Annotated in this window: 15 protein-coding genes, 1 tRNA gene and 2 pseudogenes; 7 read left to right on the top strand and 11 right to left on the bottom strand. The window is 71.9% G+C overall.

The genetic code is table 11. The features are described 5' to 3' along the window. Positions 1-32 precede the first annotated feature (32 nt). Together KGS77_RS31375 and KGS77_RS31370 are read right to left on the bottom strand one after the other, a co-directional pair. Entirely contained in the window at positions 33-1526 is a 1494-nt protein-coding gene (locus tag KGS77_RS31375; RefSeq protein ID WP_242586517.1) for an asparagine synthase-related protein, read from the bottom strand. Between the two features lie 109 nt (positions 1527-1635). Next, positions 1636-2724, bottom strand: coding sequence for a class I SAM-dependent methyltransferase (locus KGS77_RS31370; RefSeq protein WP_242586515.1), 1089 nt, complete (start codon positions 2722-2724; stop codon positions 1636-1638). 481 nt (positions 2725-3205) lie between these two features. Between KGS77_RS31370 and KGS77_RS31365 the strand changes: the two are divergent. The 3 genes and pseudogenes from KGS77_RS31365 to KGS77_RS31355 all read left to right on the top strand — a co-directional run bounded on the left by KGS77_RS31365 (position 3206) and on the right by KGS77_RS31355 (position 5873). Then, positions 3206-3744: pseudogene (locus tag KGS77_RS31365) on the top strand (DUF309 domain-containing protein). Between the two features lie 249 nt (positions 3745-3993). Next, complete coding sequence (locus tag KGS77_RS31360) at positions 3994-5478, top strand: translation initiation factor 2 (RefSeq protein WP_242586514.1); 1485 nt, start codon at positions 3994-3996, stop codon at positions 5476-5478. Then, entirely contained in the window at positions 5469-5873 is a 405-nt protein-coding gene (locus KGS77_RS31355) for a hypothetical protein (protein WP_242586511.1), read from the top strand. The genes KGS77_RS31360 and KGS77_RS31355 overlap by 10 nt, the downstream gene beginning before the upstream one ends. Here the strand turns inward: KGS77_RS31355 and KGS77_RS31350 are convergent. The 6 genes and pseudogenes from KGS77_RS31350 to KGS77_RS31325 form a co-directional block, all read right to left on the bottom strand. Then, complete coding sequence (locus KGS77_RS31350) at positions 5862-8228, bottom strand: tetratricopeptide repeat protein (protein ID WP_242586509.1); 2367 nt, start codon at positions 8226-8228, stop codon at positions 5862-5864. The genes KGS77_RS31355 and KGS77_RS31350 overlap by 12 nt on opposite strands. Before the next feature lie 105 nt (positions 8229-8333). Beyond that, a complete protein-coding gene (locus KGS77_RS31345) occupies positions 8334-9545 on the bottom strand; it encodes a D-alanyl-D-alanine carboxypeptidase (protein WP_242586508.1) in 1212 nt (403 codons plus the stop codon). Between the two features lie 210 nt (positions 9546-9755). Next, a complete protein-coding gene (locus tag KGS77_RS31340) occupies positions 9756-11036 on the bottom strand; it encodes a cytochrome P450 (RefSeq protein WP_242586506.1) in 1281 nt (426 codons plus the stop codon). A gap of 268 nt (positions 11037-11304) precedes the next feature. After that, positions 11305-12524, bottom strand: a pseudogene (locus tag KGS77_RS31335) (MAB_1171c family putative transporter). Further along, positions 12517-13110, bottom strand: coding sequence for a hypothetical protein (locus KGS77_RS31330; protein ID WP_242587804.1), 594 nt, complete (start codon positions 13108-13110; stop codon positions 12517-12519). Before KGS77_RS31330 ends, KGS77_RS31335 begins: the two are co-directional and overlap by 8 nt. Positions 13111-13165: 55 nt before the next feature. Then, on the bottom strand, positions 13166-13594 hold the full coding sequence (locus tag KGS77_RS31325; protein ID WP_242587803.1) for a helix-turn-helix transcriptional regulator: 429 nt from the start codon (positions 13592-13594) through the stop codon (positions 13166-13168). Between the two features lie 410 nt (positions 13595-14004). On the opposite strand from KGS77_RS31325, the gene ctaD reads away from it, so the two are divergent. Next, positions 14005-15732, top strand: coding sequence for a cytochrome c oxidase subunit I (ctaD, locus tag KGS77_RS31320; RefSeq protein WP_242586505.1), 1728 nt, complete (start codon positions 14005-14007; stop codon positions 15730-15732). Between the two features lie 162 nt (positions 15733-15894). Here ctaD and KGS77_RS31315 read toward each other — a convergent pair. Then, a tRNA-Pro gene (locus KGS77_RS31315) sits at positions 15895-15968 on the bottom strand. Positions 15969-16192: 224 nt separating this feature from the next. Here KGS77_RS31315 and KGS77_RS31310 point away from each other — a divergent pair. Next, entirely contained in the window at positions 16193-16486 is a 294-nt protein-coding gene (locus KGS77_RS31310) for a YiaA/YiaB family inner membrane protein (protein WP_242586504.1), read from the top strand. Between the two features lie 4 nt (positions 16487-16490). Here the strand turns inward: KGS77_RS31310 and soxR are convergent, their stop codons facing one another. Beyond that, entirely contained in the window at positions 16491-17030 is a 540-nt protein-coding gene (gene soxR / locus KGS77_RS31305) for a redox-sensitive transcriptional activator SoxR (protein WP_242586502.1), read from the bottom strand. A 178-nt stretch (positions 17031-17208) separates the two neighbouring features. Here soxR and KGS77_RS31300 point away from each other — a divergent pair, with 178 nt between their 5' ends. Together KGS77_RS31300 and KGS77_RS31295 are read left to right on the top strand one after the other, a co-directional pair. Then, the gene (locus tag KGS77_RS31300; protein WP_242587802.1) at positions 17209-17859 is read left to right on the top strand and encodes a transketolase; all 651 of its coding nucleotides are present in this window, start codon (positions 17209-17211) and stop codon (positions 17857-17859) included. A gap of 168 nt (positions 17860-18027) precedes the next feature. Beyond that, on the top strand, positions 18028-18927 hold the full coding sequence (locus tag KGS77_RS31295) for a transketolase C-terminal domain-containing protein (protein ID WP_242586500.1): 900 nt from the start codon (positions 18028-18030) through the stop codon (positions 18925-18927). Positions 18928-19006: 79 nt separating this feature from the next. On the opposite strand, the gene KGS77_RS31290 is transcribed toward KGS77_RS31295, so the two are convergent. Beyond that, entirely contained in the window at positions 19007-19930 is a 924-nt protein-coding gene (locus KGS77_RS31290) for an alpha/beta hydrolase (protein ID WP_242586498.1), read from the bottom strand. Positions 19931-19963: the final 33 nt, after the last annotated feature.

The following is a 19963-nucleotide window of genomic DNA, read 5'->3' as shown; positions in this document are numbered from 1 at the left end:
GGCGGGCTTCCTCGGCAGGTGCCGGAACCGGTTCACCGGCCCCGGGCGCCCGGGAAGGTGAAGTAGCCGTGGGGGGCGAAGTCCCAGCCGGGCCGCTTATGACGGCTGCGGGGCGGCGGATAGCCCTGGTCCAGATACAGCTCCAGGAGGTACGCGGCGTCCGGCTGGTCCAGGCCGATCCGGCGCCGCAGCTCCGGGTCCCGGCCGGGGGCACGGCCGGGCCACTGCCCCTTGACGTGCTCCAGCAACTGGTAGAGCAGGCCGGTGCCTTCGGGCATCCGGATCTTGGGACGTCGGGCGAGGTACGGCGGGAGGATGCCGTCCATGGCTTCCCGCAGGATCCATTTCTCGGTGCCGTCGCGGTACTTGACGTCCATCGGCAGCCACCAGGCGAAATCGGCGAGGTCGCGGTCCAGGAAGGGCACCCGGGCCTCGACGGTGCGGTGCATCGACACCCGGTCGACCCGCTGCAGATCGGTACGGTGCAGGTTCCCGACCCGGTACCGCATGAGTTCCACCGGGTCGGGGTGCTCCCGGAAGAGGTCGTAGCCGGCCAGCAGTTCGTCGCTCCCATCGCCTACCAGGGCGACCCTGAGACCGAGTTCGGCGGCGACCTCGAAGGCGGGTGCCATGACGGAGGCGTCCATGATGTCGACCGTTTCGAACGTCTCGGCCTCCCGGACCCGCTTGGGCAGATCCCGCACCAGACCGTCGAGGGTCAGGTACCGCACCACGTGGCGGATGCCGAGGTCCGCGCAGGACCTGATGGCGAACGCGAGATCGGGCGAGCCGGGAAAGCCGACCGAAATGGCGGTGACGTCGGGATGGTGCCGTGCCGCCAGGGCCAGCACGGAGGCACTGTCCAGACCGCCGCTGTAGATGACGCCGATCGGCAGATCCGTGTTCACCCGTTTACGAACGGCCTCGTCCAGCAGGTGCCCGAAGTCCGCGACCAGCGTGCTGTCCGTCCCGGTCGGTGGCCGTTCGGGCTCCTCGTGGTAGCGGACCGTGGTGCTGCCGTCCGTCCAGTGGCCGGGCGGGAAGACCTCGGGCGTCAGTCCGAAGGGGAGGAAGCACTTCATCTCCGACGCGAAGTACTCCGCGTCGCCGTCCGTGGCCCGGTAGAGCGGCTTGACCCCGAACCGGTCGCGGGCCGCGAAGAATTGGCGTCGGGCGACGTCGTACACCACGAAGGCGAACATGCCGTCCAGACGTGCGGGCAGGTCATGGCCCCACTCCCGGTATCCGTGCAGCAGGACCTCGGTGTCCGAGCCGGTACGGACGGTGTGGCCGAGGCGGCGCAGTTCGCGTCGCAGGGCGGCGTGGTTGTAGATCTCCCCGTTGAACGCGACCCACAGGTTGCCGGTGCTGTCGCACATCGGCTGGACCGCAGACTCCCGGTCCACGATGGCCAGCCGGTTGCAGCCCAGAGCCGCTCCCGGCAGCCCGCGGACCCCGCCCGAGTTCTCCGGATTGCCGCGGTGCACGATCTCCGCGAGCATTTTCTCGATACGCGCGACGGTCACTTCTCCCGGCGTATGTGACCGTAATTCCACGGCAATTCCACACATCTTCCGAGTCCCCCTGCTTTCCTGTCCAGACTTTTCTTTGCTTTCCCTGCGTGCGATCGGAGGGTTATTTCTCGCCCACTCCGACGAGCGCGATGCGTGGAATCTCCGCGACCCACTGTCCACCCACTCGGTGGACGGCGGGAGTTCGTAGCCACGCGTCGGTGCGGTCGGCGCCACCATCGTCGGGGCCGAAGCGGAAACATTCCTCGCAGAGTTGCCACACCCGCGCCCGCACCGATTCCCGTGTCGCGTCGCCGTGGTCGAGACCGCACAGGCCGTACATGTCGTGCAGGTAATCGGCGAGTTCCCCGACGGCGTCCTCGCGTGTGGCCGCCCCCATGATGAAGGGGTCGTAGACACGGTGGACGCGAATGTCGCGGAGCCCGGCCGCACCGAAGCCCTCGCGCAGCTCTTCCGCCGTGAAGTGCCGATAGGGGTGGCCGGCCGCGGAGTGCCGGTGGACGGCTTCGGAGAACCAGCGCGCCGAGGGCGAGCCCTCTTCGAAGTCGTGGACGACGAACCGCCCGCCCGGCCTCAGCACCCGCGCGGCCTCCAGGAACACCGTGGTGCGGTCGTCCGACGGCACGTGGTGGCTTCCGTAGGCCAGGATGACGGCGTCCATGGCGGCGTCCCGCATGAAGAGGAACCGGGCGTCCTGCCGGATCGCGGGCAGGCCCGCGCTCAGCGCCGCGGTCACCATCGTGCGCGCGATGTCGCTGCTGATCACCCCGTCGCGCACCTGCGGCGCCAGCACCCGCAGGGCGCGTGTGAGCAGCCCGTCGCCCGCGAGCAGGTCCAGCGTGCGCCATGTGGGAGACAGGTCCCGCACGTCCTTCACCCCACCGGCCAGCTCGAAAAGCCGACGGATTCCCGTCATCCGGACGGCGATGTGCTTCTGAGCTCGACGATAGGAATCCCCACGGCCGTTCTCCCGGTCGTCGGTCTCGAACTCGTTGAACACCTGGGCCAGTGACTTCAAGGCCTCCCGGGCGCCGTCCCGGCCGAAGTCGAGTTCCGCGTACAGCTGTGGGTGCTGCTCGCGGGTCAGATCGAGATAGGCACCCACATCGATTCCGTCCAAGTATTCGGTGTCACGTAATTCATGCAACAGAGATTGCGCATTCATCGAGATTCCCCCTACCTCGAGGCGCACGGAGCGGAATGATCCGGCACCCTCCGACGGCTGCGGCTCAGAGTCACGCATCGGGAAGCAGGATACGCTCGCAACCCCCGGCATGTACTATTCCGCTCATCGAAATCTGCCTGCTGCAGACGGGACTTCACATTTTCCCGAACCGGGTCAACGGCCGGGCCATACAGAACAGCGTCGTTGGTCCACCGGCGCGCTGTACGGAATCCGCGAGCCGGTCCGGTCGGTGTGCGGGCCGGAGGCTCCGGTGCCGCGTCCCTGCGGGTGCCGGGCGGCTCCTCGCCGGTGCCGGCGTGCTGAGCGTCCGCGCCCCGGCGCACAATCGAGGGGTGGACGCAACGCAACGCGACAGCAGCCGCGACAACGGGCAGAACGGCCCGGACCGCGACAACGGGCAGGACGGTCCGGGGGCGGAGCGGGTACGCGGCGTCGGCGGGACCGTGACCCGCAGGGGCGGGCCCGCAACGCCCGGCCGCGCGACGGTCTGGGCCGTCCGCTGCCGTACGGCGCTCCGGGCGTCGCCCGGCAGCCCGAAGGCGTGCCGCGCACCCCGGCACAGTCGCTCGCCGAAGCGCAGCGGCTGCTCGACGCGGGGATGCCCTTCCATGCGCACGAAGTCCTGGAGGACGCCTGGAAGGCGGCTTCGGAACCCGAGCGGCAACTGTGGCGCGGGCTGGCCCAGCTCGCCGTGGGCCTGACGCATGCCGCCCGGGCAACGCGGCCGGCGGGGCGGCGCTGCTGCTCAGGGGGGCCGACGCCATCGCTCCGTACGGGGACGCCGGTCCGGATGGGGAGGCCGGTCCGTACGGGGAGGCCGGTCCGTACGGCATCGACATCGCGGGGCTGACGGGCTGGGCGCGGCACTTGGCGGGACGGCTGGGCGGTCCGGGCGGCTCGGGCGCTCCGGGTGGTTCGCAGGGACCGGGCGGCCCGGTGTCGGCCGCCGGGAATGCTCCCCGGCTCCTGCGCACCGAGGCCGCCGGCCGGCATCCCGTGGGCGGCGGAGCGCCGGGCGAGGGGTAGCATCACGCCGCGCGGTCGCCGCGCGGTCGGAAGCGAAGGCGCGGGAAGGCAGGGGAAGGCAAGGAAAGCGGCCGGAAAGGGTCGGGGAGGGTACGTTTTGCCAGGGGTTCGGTCGGCGCGGGGATGCCGTGCGGGCGAAATCGCGATAACGGCGCGGCCGATACGCACGCACCACTACAATCAGACCCTTGTTACACCGGACACCGGACACCGGACACCGGACACCGGACACCGGACACCGGCTGACGCGTGCGCGCCGCGGCGGGCCCGGCCCCCGAGGTGAGTCCGCGACCGCCCCGTGGCCGCCCGCTCGACCGGTCCGCCACCATACGCAGCCACCGCACCGTCCTGGTCGCCGTCCGCACCGAGACGACACTGCACCGCATACTCGACGTCCTGCCGGTCTTCGCCGGTGACCCGCGCGTCGAGCTGGCCTTCACCGTCGTCCCCGGCTCGGACTTCGGCGGCCGGCTGCCCGCCGCCCTCGACCGGCTCGGCACCGTACACCTCCCGTGGTCCCAGGCCGTGCGCACCCGTTTCAACCTGGCCCTGGCCGCCAGCCCCAACGGCCCCCTGCACCGTCTGCGCGCACCGCTGGTCCTGGTCCCGCACGGCGCCGGTTTCAACAAGCGGCTGGCGGGCGGCCGGCGCGGCTCCGGCGACGAACCGGACGCCTCGGGCCTGTCCGCCCGCCAGTTGGAGCACCGGGGCCGGGTCACCGCCGCCGCCATCGGCCTGGCCCACCCGGACCAGATGACGCGGCTCGCCACCGCCTGCCCCAAGGCGCTCCCCCGGGCGCGGATCATCGGCGACCCGTGTCTGGACCGGATGCTCGCCGGGGTGCGGTGGCGGGAGCGGTACCGGGCGGCGTTCGGCGTACGGCCCGGCCGGCGGCTGACCGTGGTCGCCTCCACCTGGGGCCCGCGCTCCTTGTACGGCGTGCTGACCGATCTTCCGGGCCGGCTGCTCGCGGAGCTGCCGTACGACGACCACCGCGTGGCGCTGGTGCTGCACCCCAACGTCTGGGCGCGGCACGGCGAGTGGCAGATACGCCACTGGCTCGCCGGTGAACTGGCCGCGGGGCTGGTGCTGCTGCCGCCCGAGGAGGGCTGGCGCGCCGCGCTGGTCGCCGCCGACTGTGTGGTGGCCGATCACGGTTCTCTCGCGCTGTACGCCGCCGCCCTGGACCGGCCGGTGCTGCTGACCGGCACCGGGGACGGCGAGGTGGTGGCGGGCAGCCCGCTCACCGACCTCGCGGCCCTGGCGCCCCGGCTCGACCCGGCGCTCCCCCTGCGCGGCCAGGTGGAAGGCGTCGTCGCCGACCACAAGCCGGGCAGTCTGCAACGCGCCTGCGACCGGGCCTTTTCGCTGGTGGGCGGCTCGACGGGGGCGCTGCGTACGCTGCTGTACGGGATGCTGGAGCTGAGCGAGCCGCCGGGCGAGGCCGTGCCGCCGGCGCCGCCCGTGCCCCGCCCCGCGCGGGAGACGGCCTCGGCACTGCTCGTACGGGCGCGGGTCACGCCCGGCACCGTCCGCCTGGAGCGCTTCCCCGTCTCCGTACGGGAGTTGGCACCGCGCGACTGCGAGCCGCCGTCCGATACACCGCCGTCCGGTACGCCGGTGTCCTGGCCGCCCGGCGGGGGCGGCGGGGCGGCGGCACGCGGACGCATCTGGTCGCCGACGCGGACGGCGGCGAGGACCTGCGTGCCGCGCAGAACGCGGCGGTGCTGCTGAGCCGCGCCGCGCCGTGGCCGGCGTCCGGGGCCGAGGCGGAACCCGGGCGCGCCGCCGGGCTGTTCGCCGCCCACCCGTCCTGCCGCGCGGTGGCGAGCGGGGACGAGCGCGGCCGGCTGACCCTCTTCCGCCGGGACCGGCCGCCCGTCGCGGTGCGGTTCGACCGCGATGACGACGGTGCTCGCGACAGCGACGGTGTTCGCGACGACGGCGGTGATCGGCGCGCCGACGGCGGTCCGGTGGATGCCGTGGACGGTGCGCTGGTCGCCTCCGCGCTCTACGAATGGCTGCGCGCGACGGACGCCGACGGCCTCACGGCGCCGTTCGCGGTGGTCTGCGGCAGCCGTACGCTCCAGGTCCTGCCCGCCGGGCCGGAGCCCGCCTCATCCCCCTGAGCCCGCGTTCCCGCCCGCCCCGGCCGACGTCCCGCCCGCCTCGCCGGTGCCGCCCGGGCCGCCCTGCCCTTGGTCCGGCACGACCATCCCGGCCGCCGCCGCGTAGATCTGCCGGGCCCGGGCCCGGTGCTCCGCGGCTTCGGCCGGGTCCCGTGCCAGTTCCGCCAGTGCCTCACGGGTCAGCGCCTCATCGAAGTCCGCGCCGCGCCGCAGCGCCACCTCCAGCGCCGTACGAAGGCATTCCCGCGCCGCCTCCCGCTCCCCCAGCGCCAGCCTGGCCAGACCGGCCGCATGGGCGATCCGGCCCTGCATCCGTTCGTCGGGCGGGGTACCGGTGCCGTCCCTGCCGGCCCCGTCCCTGCCGGCGTCGTCCGTACCCGTGCTCTCGCCCCGGGCGATGGCAGCCGCCCGGTCCAGCAGGACCACGGCCTCCGCCGCGGCTCCGGAACGGGTCCGCAGGCCCGCGATGAGGTAGAGCTGAATCATCTCGCCGCGCCGGTTGCCGATCTCCTCGTTGAGGGCCAGTGCCCGCCGGAAGTGCTCCTCGGCGCGGTCCGGCTCGCCGCGCTCCCGGTGCAGTTTGCCGGCCCGCTCCCACACCGCGGCTTCCAGGCGCCGGTTGGCCGAGCCCCGTACGGCGGCGAAGGCGCCCTCGATCTGTTCCGCCGCCCGGTCGTAACGCTCCAGCTCCCACAGCACCCGCGCGTAAAGGCAGCGCATCCACGCCTCGGCGTCCCGGTGCCCGGACCGCACGACCGCCTCGATCACCGCCCGCAGCACCCGCGCGGAATCGTCGTAGTGGCGGTGGCTCTCGAACAGGATGTCCAGGGACTCGGCCAGGGAGCAGGCCAGGTCCACCTGGCCGTCCTGGGCCGCCCGCTCCGCACAGTCGAACAGGGCGTGCCGCTCCCGCTCCAGCCAGTCGGTGGCCGCCGCGGCGCCGCGGAAGTCGAGGTCGGGCCCGGGCGCCGCGTGCACCGGCGGCAGGGCGGCGATCCGCAGCCGGTCGGGCTTGATCACCCGCTCGGCGCGGGCCGCCTGCCGGCCGTACCACCTGGCCACCCGCAGCCAACCGGCGGCCGGCCCGTCCTGCGCGCCGTCGCCCGTGCCGTCACCCGGACCGTCGCCGGGACCGTCGTCCGGTCCGTCTTCCGCCGCTCGCCGCTCGGCGTGCAGCCGCAGCAGCTCCAGGAAGAAGTAGCGGTCACGGACACGATCGTCCAACGAACGGGAGGAGGACCCCTGCGAACGGGAGGGGGAGCCGGAGTGGGAGCGGGATGCGGAGCGTGCACACTCCAGCAGGCCGGCGCGCACCAGTTCCTCCAGCGCCTCCTCCGCGTCGCCCGCATCCGGCCCGAGCAGCGCAGCCGCCGAGGCCACCGTGCAGTCCGGGCCCGGGTGACCGGCCAGCAGCCGGTACAGCCGCGCCGCCGTGGGCGGCAGTTCCTCGTACACCCCGTCCCACAGCGCTTCCATCACGTTCCTGCCCCGCGAGGCGAACCCGTCCAGCCGGTTGGCGGCCTCGCGCAACTCGTCCACCAGGAGGGAGACCGGCCGGTGCGGACGCTCGCGGAGCCGACGGCCCGCGGCGCGCAGCGCGCCCGGCATCCCGGCGCACAGCCGCACCAGCTCCGCCGCGGCTTCCGGTTCCCGGGCCATCCGGTCCTCCGACACCAGCGCGGACAGCAGATGCCGGGAGTGCTCGGGCCCCAGCGGGCCCAGCGGGACCGGGATCACGGCCTCGTCGAACAGTTCGGTGAGCCGGTGATGACTGAGCACCAGCACGACGCTCTGCGCCGACGCGGGCATCAGCGACGTCAGGTCGTCCGCCTCGCGGGCGTCGTCCAGGACGAGCAGCAGCCGGCGGCCGGCGGTACGGGAGGTGTAGAGGGCGGCCCGGCCCGCGGCCGTGGCCGGGATCACCCGGCGGTCCACCCCCAGCCCTTCGAGCAGGTACGCCAGGACGTCACCGATCTCGACCAGGCCGTCCCTGCGCCACCGGCCGAACTCCACGCATAAGGTGCCGTCCGGGTACCGCGGCCCGAGGTCATGGGCGCACATCCTGCCGAGTTCCGTCTTGCCGATGCCGCCGGCACCGCTGATGTTGATGACCAGCGGCCGGTGGCGGCGCGGGCCGGCTTCGGTGCCGCGGACGACGGTACGCCGTTCGGGACCGCGGTTGGTGAAGCTTTCGGTCGGTGGCAGCGCCTGGCGCGGTACCGCGGCGGGGATGTACGCCGCTGCCTCACCCTGGAACTGATTGACCGTCAGGTGATGTACGACGCCCGTCATGATGGCCGTCTCGACGCGGGCACCGCCGCCGATCGAGTTGCACGTCGTCGCCGGTTCGCTCACGCCGTCCCCATCCCCGCCGTTTTGTGGACTGTCCGCGGTACCCGACTCACCGCCCGCGGCCCGAGCCGGCCGTGACCGTGACCCGTCGAGTGATGCTACTCGGTGCTACCGCGGCCCGCCCGGCCCCCGTACGACACCGGCGCCGGCACCGGAACCCGCGCCGGAACCCGCTCCGCGCCCGCGCGGCCGGGCCCGCGACCGCCGCCGCCAGGCCAGCGTCGTCCCCGCCGTGAACAGTACGGCACCGCCGCCCGCCCACAGCGCGCCGCCCGACAGCGGAGCGCTCTCCCCCACCTCGGCGGTGACCGGCGGCAGCCCGGCCGCCCCGTCCCCGCCGGGGCCGGCGTGAAAGCCGCGGCCGGCCGGCGCGCCGGCCTGTCCCGACTGGGGGCTGCCCACGGCGGAGAAGCCCCAGTCCAGCAGGGAACGCGCCTCGCTGTAGACGGCGTTGGGCACCCCCGACCGCGGGTTCATCACGGTGACCAGGATCGTGTGCCCGTTCCGCCGGGCGGCGGCGACCAGGGTGTTGCCCGCGTTGGTGGTGTAGCCGTTCTTCACCCCGATGATCCCCGGGTAGCGCGGCACCCCGTCGGTGCCGCTGAGCATCCGGTTGGTGTTCTGGATCTCGGTCGTGCTCCCGCCGTCGCCGGGGAACTGCGCCGACGCGGTGCCGCAGTAGCGCGCGAAGTCGGCGTTGGCCAGCCCGGCGCGGCCGAACAGGTTCAGGTCGTACGCCGAGGACACCTGGCCGGGCGTGTCATAGCCGTCCGGGGACTTCACCTGGGTGTCACCGGCTCCCAGCGCCCGCGCCTTGGCCTGCATCTCCTTGGCGGTGGCGGCCCAGCCGCCGTTCATCGACGCCAGTACGCGTACCGCGTCGTTGCCGGAGCGCAGGAAGACGCCGCGCCACAGGTCGGCGACCTTGTACTGCTTGCCTTCCTGTACGCCGACCACGCTGCTGCCCGCCCCGATGCCCGCCAGGTCCGCGGCGGCCACCCGGTGGACGGTGGTCTGCGGGAACTTCGGCAGCACGGTGACGGCGAACAGGGTCTTGAGGGTGCTGGCCGGCGCGAGCCGCCGGTGCATGTCCCGGCCCGCCATGGTCCGTCCCGTCTCGACGTCCATCACGGCCCACGACTGGGCCGTCAGGGACGCATCGGGCAGCGCCGGGGCCCCGGGGACGGTCACCACCGCCGCGGTGTGCGGGCGGGCCGCCGCCGGTATGGGCGCGAGCGCCGTACCGGTCGTCATCAGCCCGGCCGCGGCGACGGTCGCCAGCACACCGGCTTTCCTGGCCCACAGGGCGTCATATGCCATGCGCTCAACGCTAGGTACGCCCGGCGCCACTCGCTCAGGGACCTACGCCAGACGGTGGAGGAAGGGTGCGGAAGGAAGGAAGAGGGGGCGCGGGGCACCGGAACGGAGCGACCCGCCCGGTGCGACGGGGGATGCACACCGGACGGGTCTCACGACCTTTTGTACCGCACGCGGGAACGGTTATGCCTCAAAAACTTGTTCGCTTCTGGATTACCAGGCCACGGGGAGCGAGATCAGGCCACGTGCGCGGATCGTCCGCCGATGCCGCAGTTCCGCGCGCGGCACCTCCAGCCGCAGCCCCGCGAACCGGCTGATGAGCGCGGCGAGGGCGGTCTCGGTCTCCATCCGGGCCAGTGGCGCGCCCAGGCAGTAGTGGATGCCGTGCCCGAACATGAGGTGACCGGAGACCTCGCGGGCGGGGTCCAGCTTCTGCGGGGCGTCGAAGCGGTCCGGGTCGTGATTGGCGGAGGTCAGCGAGAGCAGCACGCTCTCCCCTGCCGGAATCCGTACGCCGCCGATCTCCACGTCCTTGAGCGGGAACCGCCGGATCGCCAGCGCGGAGGGACCGTCGAAACGGGCGAACTCCTCGACGGCCGGGCCGAGTTCGGCCGGATTCCCACGCATCTCGCGGAGCTGGTCGGGGTGGTCCAGCAGGGCGAGGACGGAGTTGCCGATGAGGTGGGTGGTGTTCTCGTACCCGGCGAAGAGGAGGAGGAAGGCCAACGAGGTCAGCTCGTCCTCGGACAGCCGGTCCGCACCGGTCGCGCCGGTCGCGCCGGTCGCACTCCCGCCGTCGCCCGACGCGTCACCGCGCTCCCCCGCCTCGCCGCGGACCGCGATCAGGTCGGAGAGCAGATCGTCACCGGGCTCCGCGCGCTTGGCCGCGATGAGGCCGGTGAAGTAGCCCATCATGGCCACGATCGCCTCCTTCATCAGGTGCGGCCGACTGGGATCCGGCGTGATCAGCGCGTCGGACCAGGCCCGGAAGTCGACCCGGTCACGCTCGGCGACACCCAGGAGGTCGCAGATCACGATGATCGACAGCGGGGCGGCGTAGGCGGAGATCAGATCGGCCCGGCCGTTCGGCTCGATCGCGTCCAGCAGTTCCTCGGCGAGCCGCCGTACGGGCTCACGCAGCGCCTCGACCCGCCGCGGCGTGAACGCCTTCGCCACCAGCCGGCGTATCCGGGTGTGGTCCGGCGGGTCCATGTTGAGCAGGTTGGCGTCCAGGGCCGGGGGCAGCGAGAAGCCCCGGTAGCCGCCCGGGAGGGCGTTGCGCTTGTCCAGGGAGAGCCGCGGATCGGCCAGCGCCCGGCGTACGTCGTCGTAACGGGTGACCAGCCAGGCGGGGTGTCCGTCGGGGCCGGTGATCCGGTGCACGGGCCCGGCCTCGCGCAGCGCCGCGTAGGCGGCGTACGGGTCGTCCAGGAGGGGGGTGGTGTCGGTCGGCGCGAGCGGCGCGTCGGTGCCGGGCGGGGTGGAGTTCTGCATGGATCACGACTCTAGACGCGGCGGGCGCTCCAACTGCCGGGCGGGGTGGGTGGGTGACGGGCTTGCGGGGTGGCGCCAGGACCGGTTACGGATCGGTACGACGTACGCGCCGAAGCGGCGGCACCGGCGTACGAGGCGAAGCAGCGGCACCACCGTACGAGGCAGGGCGGGGCGGGGCGGGACGGCACCGGCGTACGGACCGGTACCGCCCCGTCCCACGGGCAGCCCGGACCCCCGTACCGGGCCACCCCGTCCACGCGGCGCGTCCTCAGCGCCGCCCGGCGCGGCTGCGCTGCCGCAGTTCGGCGAGCACCGTCTCGGTCAGCGGTGACCGGTAGACGTCCGCGACCAGCGTCAGATGTTCGTACTCGTCGGCCAGACCTGCCGGTTCGGCGCCCGCGGGCACCACGACGCTGTCGGCGGCGGGCACGGGGACGTACCCGCGCGCACGGTTCTCCAGGCCGCGGCGCAGGGCGGCGGCCTCCGCGACGGCCGCCAACTGCCGCTCGTCCAGGGCGACCGCCCGTCCGCGTTCCCGTGCGATGTCGACGGCGTCGGACTCCACATAACACCGGATGCCGCGCTGTACGTCCCGGATCTCCGCCATCTGCCGGTTGGCCCGCCACTGGAGGTCGGCCAGCGGCCACCGCCCCGACCACGGCGCGCGTTCCATCGTCACCTCGGGGCGTCGGCGGTCACCGCCCGCCACAGCGGGTTCAGGCGCCGCAGTCTGCGCCAGGCTGCCACCCGGGGGCCGGCGGCGGGCAGTGCGAACCCGGCGAGGACCAGGATCGCCGCGACCGACGCGCTGATCGGGGCCACGCCGTTGGAGAGCCACAGCGCCTCGTGGCCCGTCCAGGACAGGACGAACCCGATGAGTTTGCAGGCGCAGTACGCCAGGCCCAGCCAGCAGCCGGCCGCCAGTACGCGCAGGCCCCGGGCGAGCCAGGACGGGCCGAGCCGGGTGGCGTACCGGGGGCACAGGGTGCCCAGGCCCGCCAGGCTCGATCCGAAAATGGCCAGATACAGCACCAGGAACGTCATGACGCCGGGTGATCCGGTATAGGCGGTGCTGAAGTCCCGGGGGTGCTCCACCGCGTCGGGGCGGCCGACGGCGAAGCCGGTGACCGCCACCGCCCACAGGACGGTCACGGCCGCCAGGACCGTACGGGTCCGTACGCGGGTACGGGCCCGGGCCGCCTCGCCCTCGCCGCCCGTCCAGCGCAGCAGCAGGACCAGGGCGCCCGCGGCGAAGACCACGACGGAGGAGTACAGGAAGACCATGGCGAGATTCGCCACACCCACCAGGCGGTCGAACCAGCGGTAGAGGCTGGGCGCGGAGAAGAGGAAGACCGTCGCGACGCCGGCGGTCATCACACAGGTCAGCCCGAGGTCGGCGTTGGCCCGGTCGCGGAACCAGGCGCGGGCCTTGTAGGCGACGATCGCCCAGGCCACCGCCCCGAAGGACAGATACACCAGGTCAAACACGCGATCCCCCACCGCTCTCGCCGCCGTCGCCCTCGCCACCGTCCGCCGTGGGCCGTACGTGCCGCAGCGCGGGCCCCAGCGCGGCGGCCAGCTCCGCCGCCTCCCCCTCCAGAGGCGGTTCGCGGTCCGCGGCCGAGGGCACCAGGTGCTCCATGAGCAGCGTGCCCAGCACCTCCGTCTCCCGCTCGGCGAGGTTGTCATAGCCGTGGTGCCGGGCGAATCCCATGGTCAGGCCCATCCGGCTCAGCGCCGTGGGCACGTCGACCGACGGCGTCCACACCCGCAGCGCCTCTTCGGTGAGCCGCGGGTCCTGGTCGTGGCCCAGCAGCAGGTGACCGAGTTCGTGCAGGACGATGTGGGCCTGGTGCCACGGGGACGTCCTGAGCTCGTAGAAGATCCAGTAGCCGCCGTCCGTACGGGCCGTCATCCCGGAGACCGCGCCGCCCAGGCTCATCGGCACCATGCGGACGGGGCAGCCGACGCGGGCCGCCACCGCGTCGCACATTCCCCGCAGATCGGTCGAGGCGGGCAGCGAGAGCTCCTTGATGAGCTGTCTGCACCGTCTGCGTATCCGCCCGACTCGCATGTCCGCACCGTCCTTGTCGCCGCTGTGCCGCCAGGAGAAGAAGAGCCGGCCGTCCTCACTCGTCCGCACGGTGCTCTCCCCTGTGCTCCCCACGGCCCGGGGCCGGTGGGTCGGCCGGCAGGTTCATCTGCTGCCGGAACTGGGAGATGATCGTCGTCAGGCTGTCCTGCACCTCGGGCGGCAGTCCGACCGAACGCAGCGCGATGGCCCGTACGCGCTGGTCACGCATGGCGGCGAGGAAGCGGACCTCCTCCTCCACCCGCTCGGCCTGCGACTGCGGCAGGTCGCCCAGCAGGTAGCCGACGGGCACCGCGAAGAACTTGGCCAGCGCGCGCAGCAGTTCGGGGCTGGGATTGGTGCGGCGGCCGTTGCGCAGCATCGACAGGTACTGCTCGGTGACGCGGGCCCCGCCGTACTCCTCGGTTCCCCGGGTGATCTCCTGGGCCACGTGGGCGTTGGTGTACGGGGCCCCCGGCGGGTGCATGTTGGCGAAGAGGTGGTTGAGCCGTTCCGCGAGCACGCTGCGCGTCTCCTGCGGACGGCTCTCGCCCCCACGTTCATCACTACTGCCCTCCGGCTCCCGGCGACACCTGTCCGGTCCCAACGAACAGTTAAGGCCGCCGGAACCGCAGCACGCATCCTGTCACGCCGGGAACGCACTGCACCAGCCCCAATACAGACCGTGAGGGCCCGTCAGTTCTGCCTCCCGGTCTTAACCAGTGGTTGACCTGGTACCGCCCCGGTCCTCGCCCCGGCCGACCGGCCCGCGCATCGGCCCCGCGTCCCGGTCCCTCCCGCAACGCGCCCACCAATGGCGCAACCCGGGCCCCGGGCGGGCCGTGGCAGTAGCTAGAGGAGGTGACGGGAGAACCGGCAGGGAAGGGATGTGGCGCCGTGACGGCGCGGACGCGAGAACCACAGGTGGTACGGGAGGAAAAACCGCGCCGCCAAAAGCGGGGCGCGGTGGTGGTGGCGTGGCTGACGACCACCGACCACAAAAAGATCGGCTCGCTTTACATGATCACTTCCTTCGCCTTTTTCCTCCTCGGCGGAGTACTGGCGCTGACGATGCGGGCGGAACTGGCCCGGCCGGGAACTCAGCTCATTTCCAACGAGCAGTACAACCAGGCGTTCACGATGCACGGCACGATCATGATGCTGATGTTCGCCACGCCCTTGTTCGCCGGATTCGCCAACGCCGTCATGCCCCTCCAGATCGGTTCGCCGGACGTGGCTTTTCCCCGGCTGAACATGCTCGCCTACTGGCTCTATCTCCTCGGCTCGCTGATCGCCGCGGGTTCCCTCCTCACCCCGCAAGGCGCGGCGGGCTTCGGCTGGTTCGCCTACACGCCACTGTCCGGCGGCACGCACACTCCCGGCACCGGCGGCGACATGTGGGCAATGGGCCTGGCCCTGTCGGGATTCGGCACGATTCTCGGTGCGGTCAATTTCATCACCACGATCATCTGCCTGCGGGCCCCGGGCATGACGATGTTCCGTATGCCGATCTTCACCTGGAACATCCTGCTGACCAGTGTGCTGGTCCTGATGGCCTTCCCGGTACTGGCCGCCACCTTGTTCGCACTGGAGGCGGACCGGAAATTCGGTGCCCACGTCTTCGACCCCGCCAACGGCGGGGCGTTCCTGTGGCAGCACCTCTTCTGGTTCTTCGGCCATCCCGAGGTCTACATCATCGCGCTGCCGTTCTTCGGCGTGGTCAGCGAGATCATCCCGGTCTTCGCCCGCAAGCCGGTCTTCGGCTACGTCGGCCTCATCGGCGCCACCATCGCGATCACCGGCCTGTCCATCACCGTATGGGCACACCACATGTTCGTCACCGGCGCGGTCCTGCTGCCCTTCTTCTCCTTCATGTCCTTCCTCATCGCCGTGCCGACCGGCGTGAAATTCTTCAACTGGATCGGAACGATGTGGAACGGCAGCCTCTCCTTCGAAACCCCGATGCTGTGGTCGGTAGGCTTCCTGGTCACCTTCCTCTTCGGCGGCCTGACCGGCGTCGTCCTGGCCTCACCCCCCATGGACTTCCACGTCAGCGACACCTATTTCGTCGTCGCCCACTTCCACTACGTCGTCTTCGGCACCGTCGTCTTCGCGATGTTCGGCGGATTTCACTTCTGGTGGCCCAAGTTCACCGGCAAGATGCTCGACGAACGCCTGGGGAAAATCCACTTCTGGACCCTCTTCACCGGCTTCCACACCACCTTCCTCGTCCAGCACTGGCTCGGCGCGCAAGGCATGCCCCGCCGCTACGCCGACTACCTGGCCGCCGACGATTTCACCGCCCTCAACACCGTCTCCAGCATCGGCGCCTTCCTGCTGGGCGCGTCCACCCTGCCCTTCCTCTACAACGTATGGAAGACCGCCAAATACGCCCCGAAGGTCTCCGTGGACGACCCCTGGGGCTACGCCCGATCCCTGGAATGGGCCACTTCCTGCCCGCCCCCGCGCCACAATTTCGTCACCCTCCCCGCCATCCACTCGGAATCCCCGGCCTTCGACCTCCACCACCCGGACATCGCCGCCCTGGACCAGTCCCGGAACACCGGCCGCCGAGACATCACCGACAAACACCAGGACCTGGCCACCCCCGCAAAACACCCCTGACCCGCCCCGCCCCGCTCGCCGGGCTCCCCTTCGCGACGCCCTCGCCGGAAAACACGCCGACGGGCATACCGCGCCCGCGTCCGCATCCGCGCATACCCCCGGGAACAACGACATCCGCCCTCTGAGCCAGGATTTCTCCCGGCCCAGAGGGCGGATTCACTGTCGGGACGACAGGATTTGAACCTGCGACCCCTTGACCCCCAGTCAAGTGCGCTACCAAGCTGCGCCACGTCCCGATGCCCGTCCGGTCCGGGGTTTTCCCCCGGCTGGCCGTGCACGAGAACAATACCGCATGTCAGAGGGTGGCTGCCGCCATTTCCGGCCGGGGACCGGCCGGGGCGGGTGCCGGGAGGGCGGCGGACGGGAGCCGGGAGGGCGGCGGCGGAGGGCCGTGGCGGGCCACGGCGGGATGAGTACGCGTACTCATGCGCGGGCACCGGGAGGGCGCGACGCTGCGGGCATGACCACTCCATCGATTCAGCGGCCGACGACCACGGCCTTCTTCGCGCAGGCGGCGATCTCGTTCGGACTGTCCCTGGCGGCGCTGCTGACCGGGATCGTCAAGCTGCCCGTGGGCCCCTGGGAGCGGGGGTTTCTCGCGCTGGGGCTGATCTTCGTGGTGTCGTCGGCGTTCACGCTGGCCAAGTGCATACGGGACCGTCAGGAGGTCCAGGAGGTGACGAACCGGGTGGACAAGGCACGCATCGACAAGCTGCTCATCGAGCAGGACGTCTTCAAGCCGGGGCAGGTGTGAGCGGCTACGGCCCGTCGCCGGTTCGCCCGCTTCGCTCGTTTTTACGGCTCTTGCCTGTTTTGGAAGGGCTTGGCGTGCCGGTCGGCTGCTCAGGGCTGCTGTCACCGAGGAGGTAGCGGGCGCCGGCTCCCTTGGCGGAGGCGATGTCGCCGGGGTTGTAGAGGGCGCATTTGCGCAGGCTCAGGCAGCCGCAGCCGATGCACCCCGTCAGCCGGCGCCGCAGTTGCTGGAGTTCGGCGATCTGCTCGTCGATGCGCCCGGTCCAGGCCCGGGCCACGGAGTTCCACTCGGCGGCGTTGGGCGCACGGTCCTGCGGGAGGGCGGCCAGCGCCGTACGGGCCTCCTCCAAGGAGAGGCCGACGGTCCGGGCGGCGCGGATGAAGGCGACCCTGCGGAGGGTGGCGCGGGGGAAGCGGCGCCGGCTGCCCGAGGTGCGTTCGGCTTGGATCAGGCCCAGTTCCTCGTAGTAGCGCAGTGCGGAGGTGGCCAGTCCGCTGCGGGCGGCAAGTTCGCCGATCGGAAGGCGGTCGCGTGGCGAGGTCATGCCCTGGAGGTTAGCGCTTGACATCAAGTGCACTTGAAGTTGCAGGCTCTCTGCCATGACAAACGCGACCACGAACACGGCAGTGAGTGCGATGACGGGACCGGCCACGGGTGCGGCGGAGTCCATACCCGTAACCGGACCCGGCGGCGGGTCCGGTTACGGCGAACTGACCCGGCTCATGGGGCTGATGACCGGTGACGAGAAGCACGGCCCGGCGGCCACCTCCACCCTCGACGCCCTGTGGGTCCTGTACGACCGGGTGCTGCGGGTCTCCCCCGCGACCGTCGAGGACCAGGAGCGGGACCGCTTTCTGCTCTCCAAGGGGCACGGCCCGATGGCGTACTACGCGGTGCTCGCCGCCAAGGGCTTCTTCCCCGTCGAGTGGCTGCCGGGCTTCGGCTCGTACGACTCCCCTCTGGGGCACCACCCCGACCGTCAACTGGTGCCGGGCGTGGAGATCGGCAGCGGCTCGCTCGGGCACGGTCTGCCGCTGGCCGTGGGGACCGCGCTGGGGCTGCGCGCGCAGGGTCTGGACGACCCGGCGGTGTGGGTGCTGATCGGCGACGCCGAACTGGACGAGGGCAGCAACCACGAGGCCATCGCCTACGCAGGCGCCGCGGGCCTGCACCGGCTGCACACGCTGGTCATCGACAACACCTCCGCCACCCACGGCTGGTACGGCGGCATCGCCTCGCACTTCGAGGCCGCGGGGTGGTCCGCGGTGACGGTGGACGGCCGTGATCACCAGGCGCTGTACGAGGCGTTCACCGCGCCGCACGAAGGCCGGCCGCACGCGGTGGTCGCCCGGGTGGAGCCCAAGAACGGCTGAGGCCGGGAAGGGCTGAGGCCGAGGACGGCCGAGCCCAAGGACGGCCGAGATCCAGGAAGCGCCGAGGGCCGTACGGCCGTCCGGCACACCGCTTGGCCATCCGGACGCAGGACACCACAGACACATACATGGATACGCAGTCACACAGCTTGTTGGAGAGGTCTTCTCATGGACACCATGCGTGAGCGTTTCGCCTCGGTCACCTCCCGTCTGCTGGACGAGGACCCGCGACTGGCCCTCGTCCTCGCCGAGATCGGCAAGGACGGCTTCGCCGAGGCCCGGGAAAAGCATCCGGAGAGGGTGGTGAACGTCGGGATCAGGGAACAACTGCTGGTCGGGGTGGGCGGCGGACTGGCCCTGACCGGGCTGCGCCCCATCCTGCACACCTTCGCCAGTTTCCTGGTGGAGCGGCCCTTCGAACAGGTGAAGCTGGACTTCGGCCACCAGGGGGTGGGCGGGGTGCTGGTGAGCGCGGGCGGCTCCTACGACTGGCCGGCGGGCGGCTTCACCCATATGGCGCCCGGTGACGTGGCGCTGATGGACACCCTCGACGGCTGGACCGTACATGTACCCGGCCACCCGGACGAGGCCGAGACGCTGCTGCGGCACGCCGCCGCGGCCGGTGACGACAAGGTCTACGTACGCCTGTCGGTGCAGGTCAACCAGGCACCGCGGCCGGTGGACGGCGCCCGCTTCCTGACCCTGCGCGAGGGCCGCGACGCGGTCGTCGTGGCGGTCGGGCCGATGCTGGAGGAGGTGCTGGCCGCCACGGAAGGGCTGGATGTGAGCGTGCTGTACGCGACGACCGTACGGCCCTTCGACGGGGAGACGCTGCGGGCCGCGACCGGGGCCGCCGGGACGACCGACATCGTGATCGTCGAGCCGTACCTGGCGGGGACGTCCACCTCCTTCGCCAACGACGCGCTGGCGGATGTGCCGCACCGGGTGCTGGGAATCGGCGTCGGACGGCGCGAGCTGCGCCGTTACGGACAGATCGACGAGTACCTGGCCGGGCAGGGCCTGGACGCGCGGTCGCTGCGCGAGCGGATCACCGCCTTCCTGGGGTAGGACGCGGCGACGGCGGTGCGGCGGCTGACGACGGCGGTGCGGGCCTCCGACGGCGACGGTGGGGGCGGTCGACGGCGTCTCACAGGTGGTCGCGCAGCCATCCCAGGAGATCGTCGTGGACTTCGTCGCGGTTGGTCTCGTTGAGGAGTTCGTGGCGGGCGCCCTCGTACGCCTTCCAGGTCAGGTCGCGGGTGCCGAGGTAGCGGAAGTCCTCCAGGAGTTCGTGCACCTGTGTCAGTCGCTGGTTGCAGGGGTCCTGGTCGCCGACGGCGATGTGGACGGGCAGGCCGCGCGGGACGCGGGCCAGGTTGCGCGGGTCGTTGACCTTGCGGACCGCCCGTACCCAGTCCAGCACCAGCCCCGTGCAGAAGGGAAAGCCGCACTCCCGGTCCGCGACGTAGCGGTCCACCTCCCGCGGGTCCCGGGAGAGCCATTCGAAACCGGTGCGGTAAGGATGGCGGTCGTTGAAGGAGCCGAACAGGCGCGGGAGGAAGTCGCTGGGCGCGGTGCGGCCCCGCTCGGCGACCTGTGCCTCCAGTTCGGCGAGGGAGCTTTCGATCTCCGCTCCGACCAGCGTACGGAAGGTGCCGATGAGGACCAGGCCGGCCAGGTCGGCCCCGTACTCCTGGGCGTAGTCACGGGCCAGCATGGAGCCCAGGCTGTGGCCCAGGAGCACCAGGGGGACGCCGGGGTGGGCACCGGCGGCCTGGTCACCGATCCTCTTGAGGTCGGTGACGATCGCGCGCCAGGCGTCCTCGCCGACGATGCCCAGACCGCCCGTCGAGGGCGCGGTGCGGCCGTGGCCGCGGTGATCGCAGGCCAGGACGGCGTAGCCGTGGCCGGCCAGGAAGCGGGCGAAGCGGTCGTAGCGGCGGGCGTGCTCGGCGGCGCCGTGGGCGATCTGTACGAGCGCGCGCGGCCGGCCGGAAGCGGGGAACCAGGTGTACGTGGCGATGCGTGCGCCGTCCGGGGCCTGGTGGTATTCCTGCCGCGTGGCCTGCATGACGTCGCCTCCTGACGGTCGGGGACGGGGCGC

It is taken from the genome of Streptomyces sp. MST-110588 (genome assembly GCF_022695595.1).
GTDB lineage: Bacteria > Actinomycetota > Actinomycetes > Streptomycetales > Streptomycetaceae > Streptomyces.
Note: the sequence above shows the minus strand (reverse complement) of the source record. Positions and strands in the feature narration are given on the sequence as shown.

Coding starts and splice junctions, on each gene's coding strand:
- KGS77_RS31345 (WP_242586508.1), bottom strand. CDS start 9,545: ATGGCATATGACGCCCTGTGGGCCAGGAAAGCCGGTGTGCTGGCGACC.
- KGS77_RS31340 (WP_242586506.1), bottom strand. CDS start 11,036: ATGCAGAACTCCACCCCGCCCGGCACCGACGCGCCGCTCGCGCCGACC.
- KGS77_RS31330 (WP_242587804.1), bottom strand. CDS start 13,110: ATGCGAGTCGGGCGGATACGCAGACGGTGCAGACAGCTCATCAAGGAG.
- KGS77_RS31325 (WP_242587803.1), bottom strand. CDS start 13,594: ATGCACCCGCCGGGGGCCCCGTACACCAACGCCCACGTGGCCCAGGAG.
- KGS77_RS31310 (WP_242586504.1), top strand. CDS start 16,193: ATGACCACTCCATCGATTCAGCGGCCGACGACCACGGCCTTCTTCGCG.
- soxR (WP_242586502.1), bottom strand. CDS start 17,030: ATGACCTCGCCACGCGACCGCCTTCCGATCGGCGAACTTGCCGCCCGC.
- KGS77_RS31300 (WP_242587802.1), top strand. CDS start 17,209: ATGGGGCTGATGACCGGTGACGAGAAGCACGGCCCGGCGGCCACCTCC.
- KGS77_RS31295 (WP_242586500.1), top strand. CDS start 18,028: ATGGACACCATGCGTGAGCGTTTCGCCTCGGTCACCTCCCGTCTGCTG.
- KGS77_RS31290 (WP_242586498.1), bottom strand. CDS start 19,930: ATGCAGGCCACGCGGCAGGAATACCACCAGGCCCCGGACGGCGCACGC.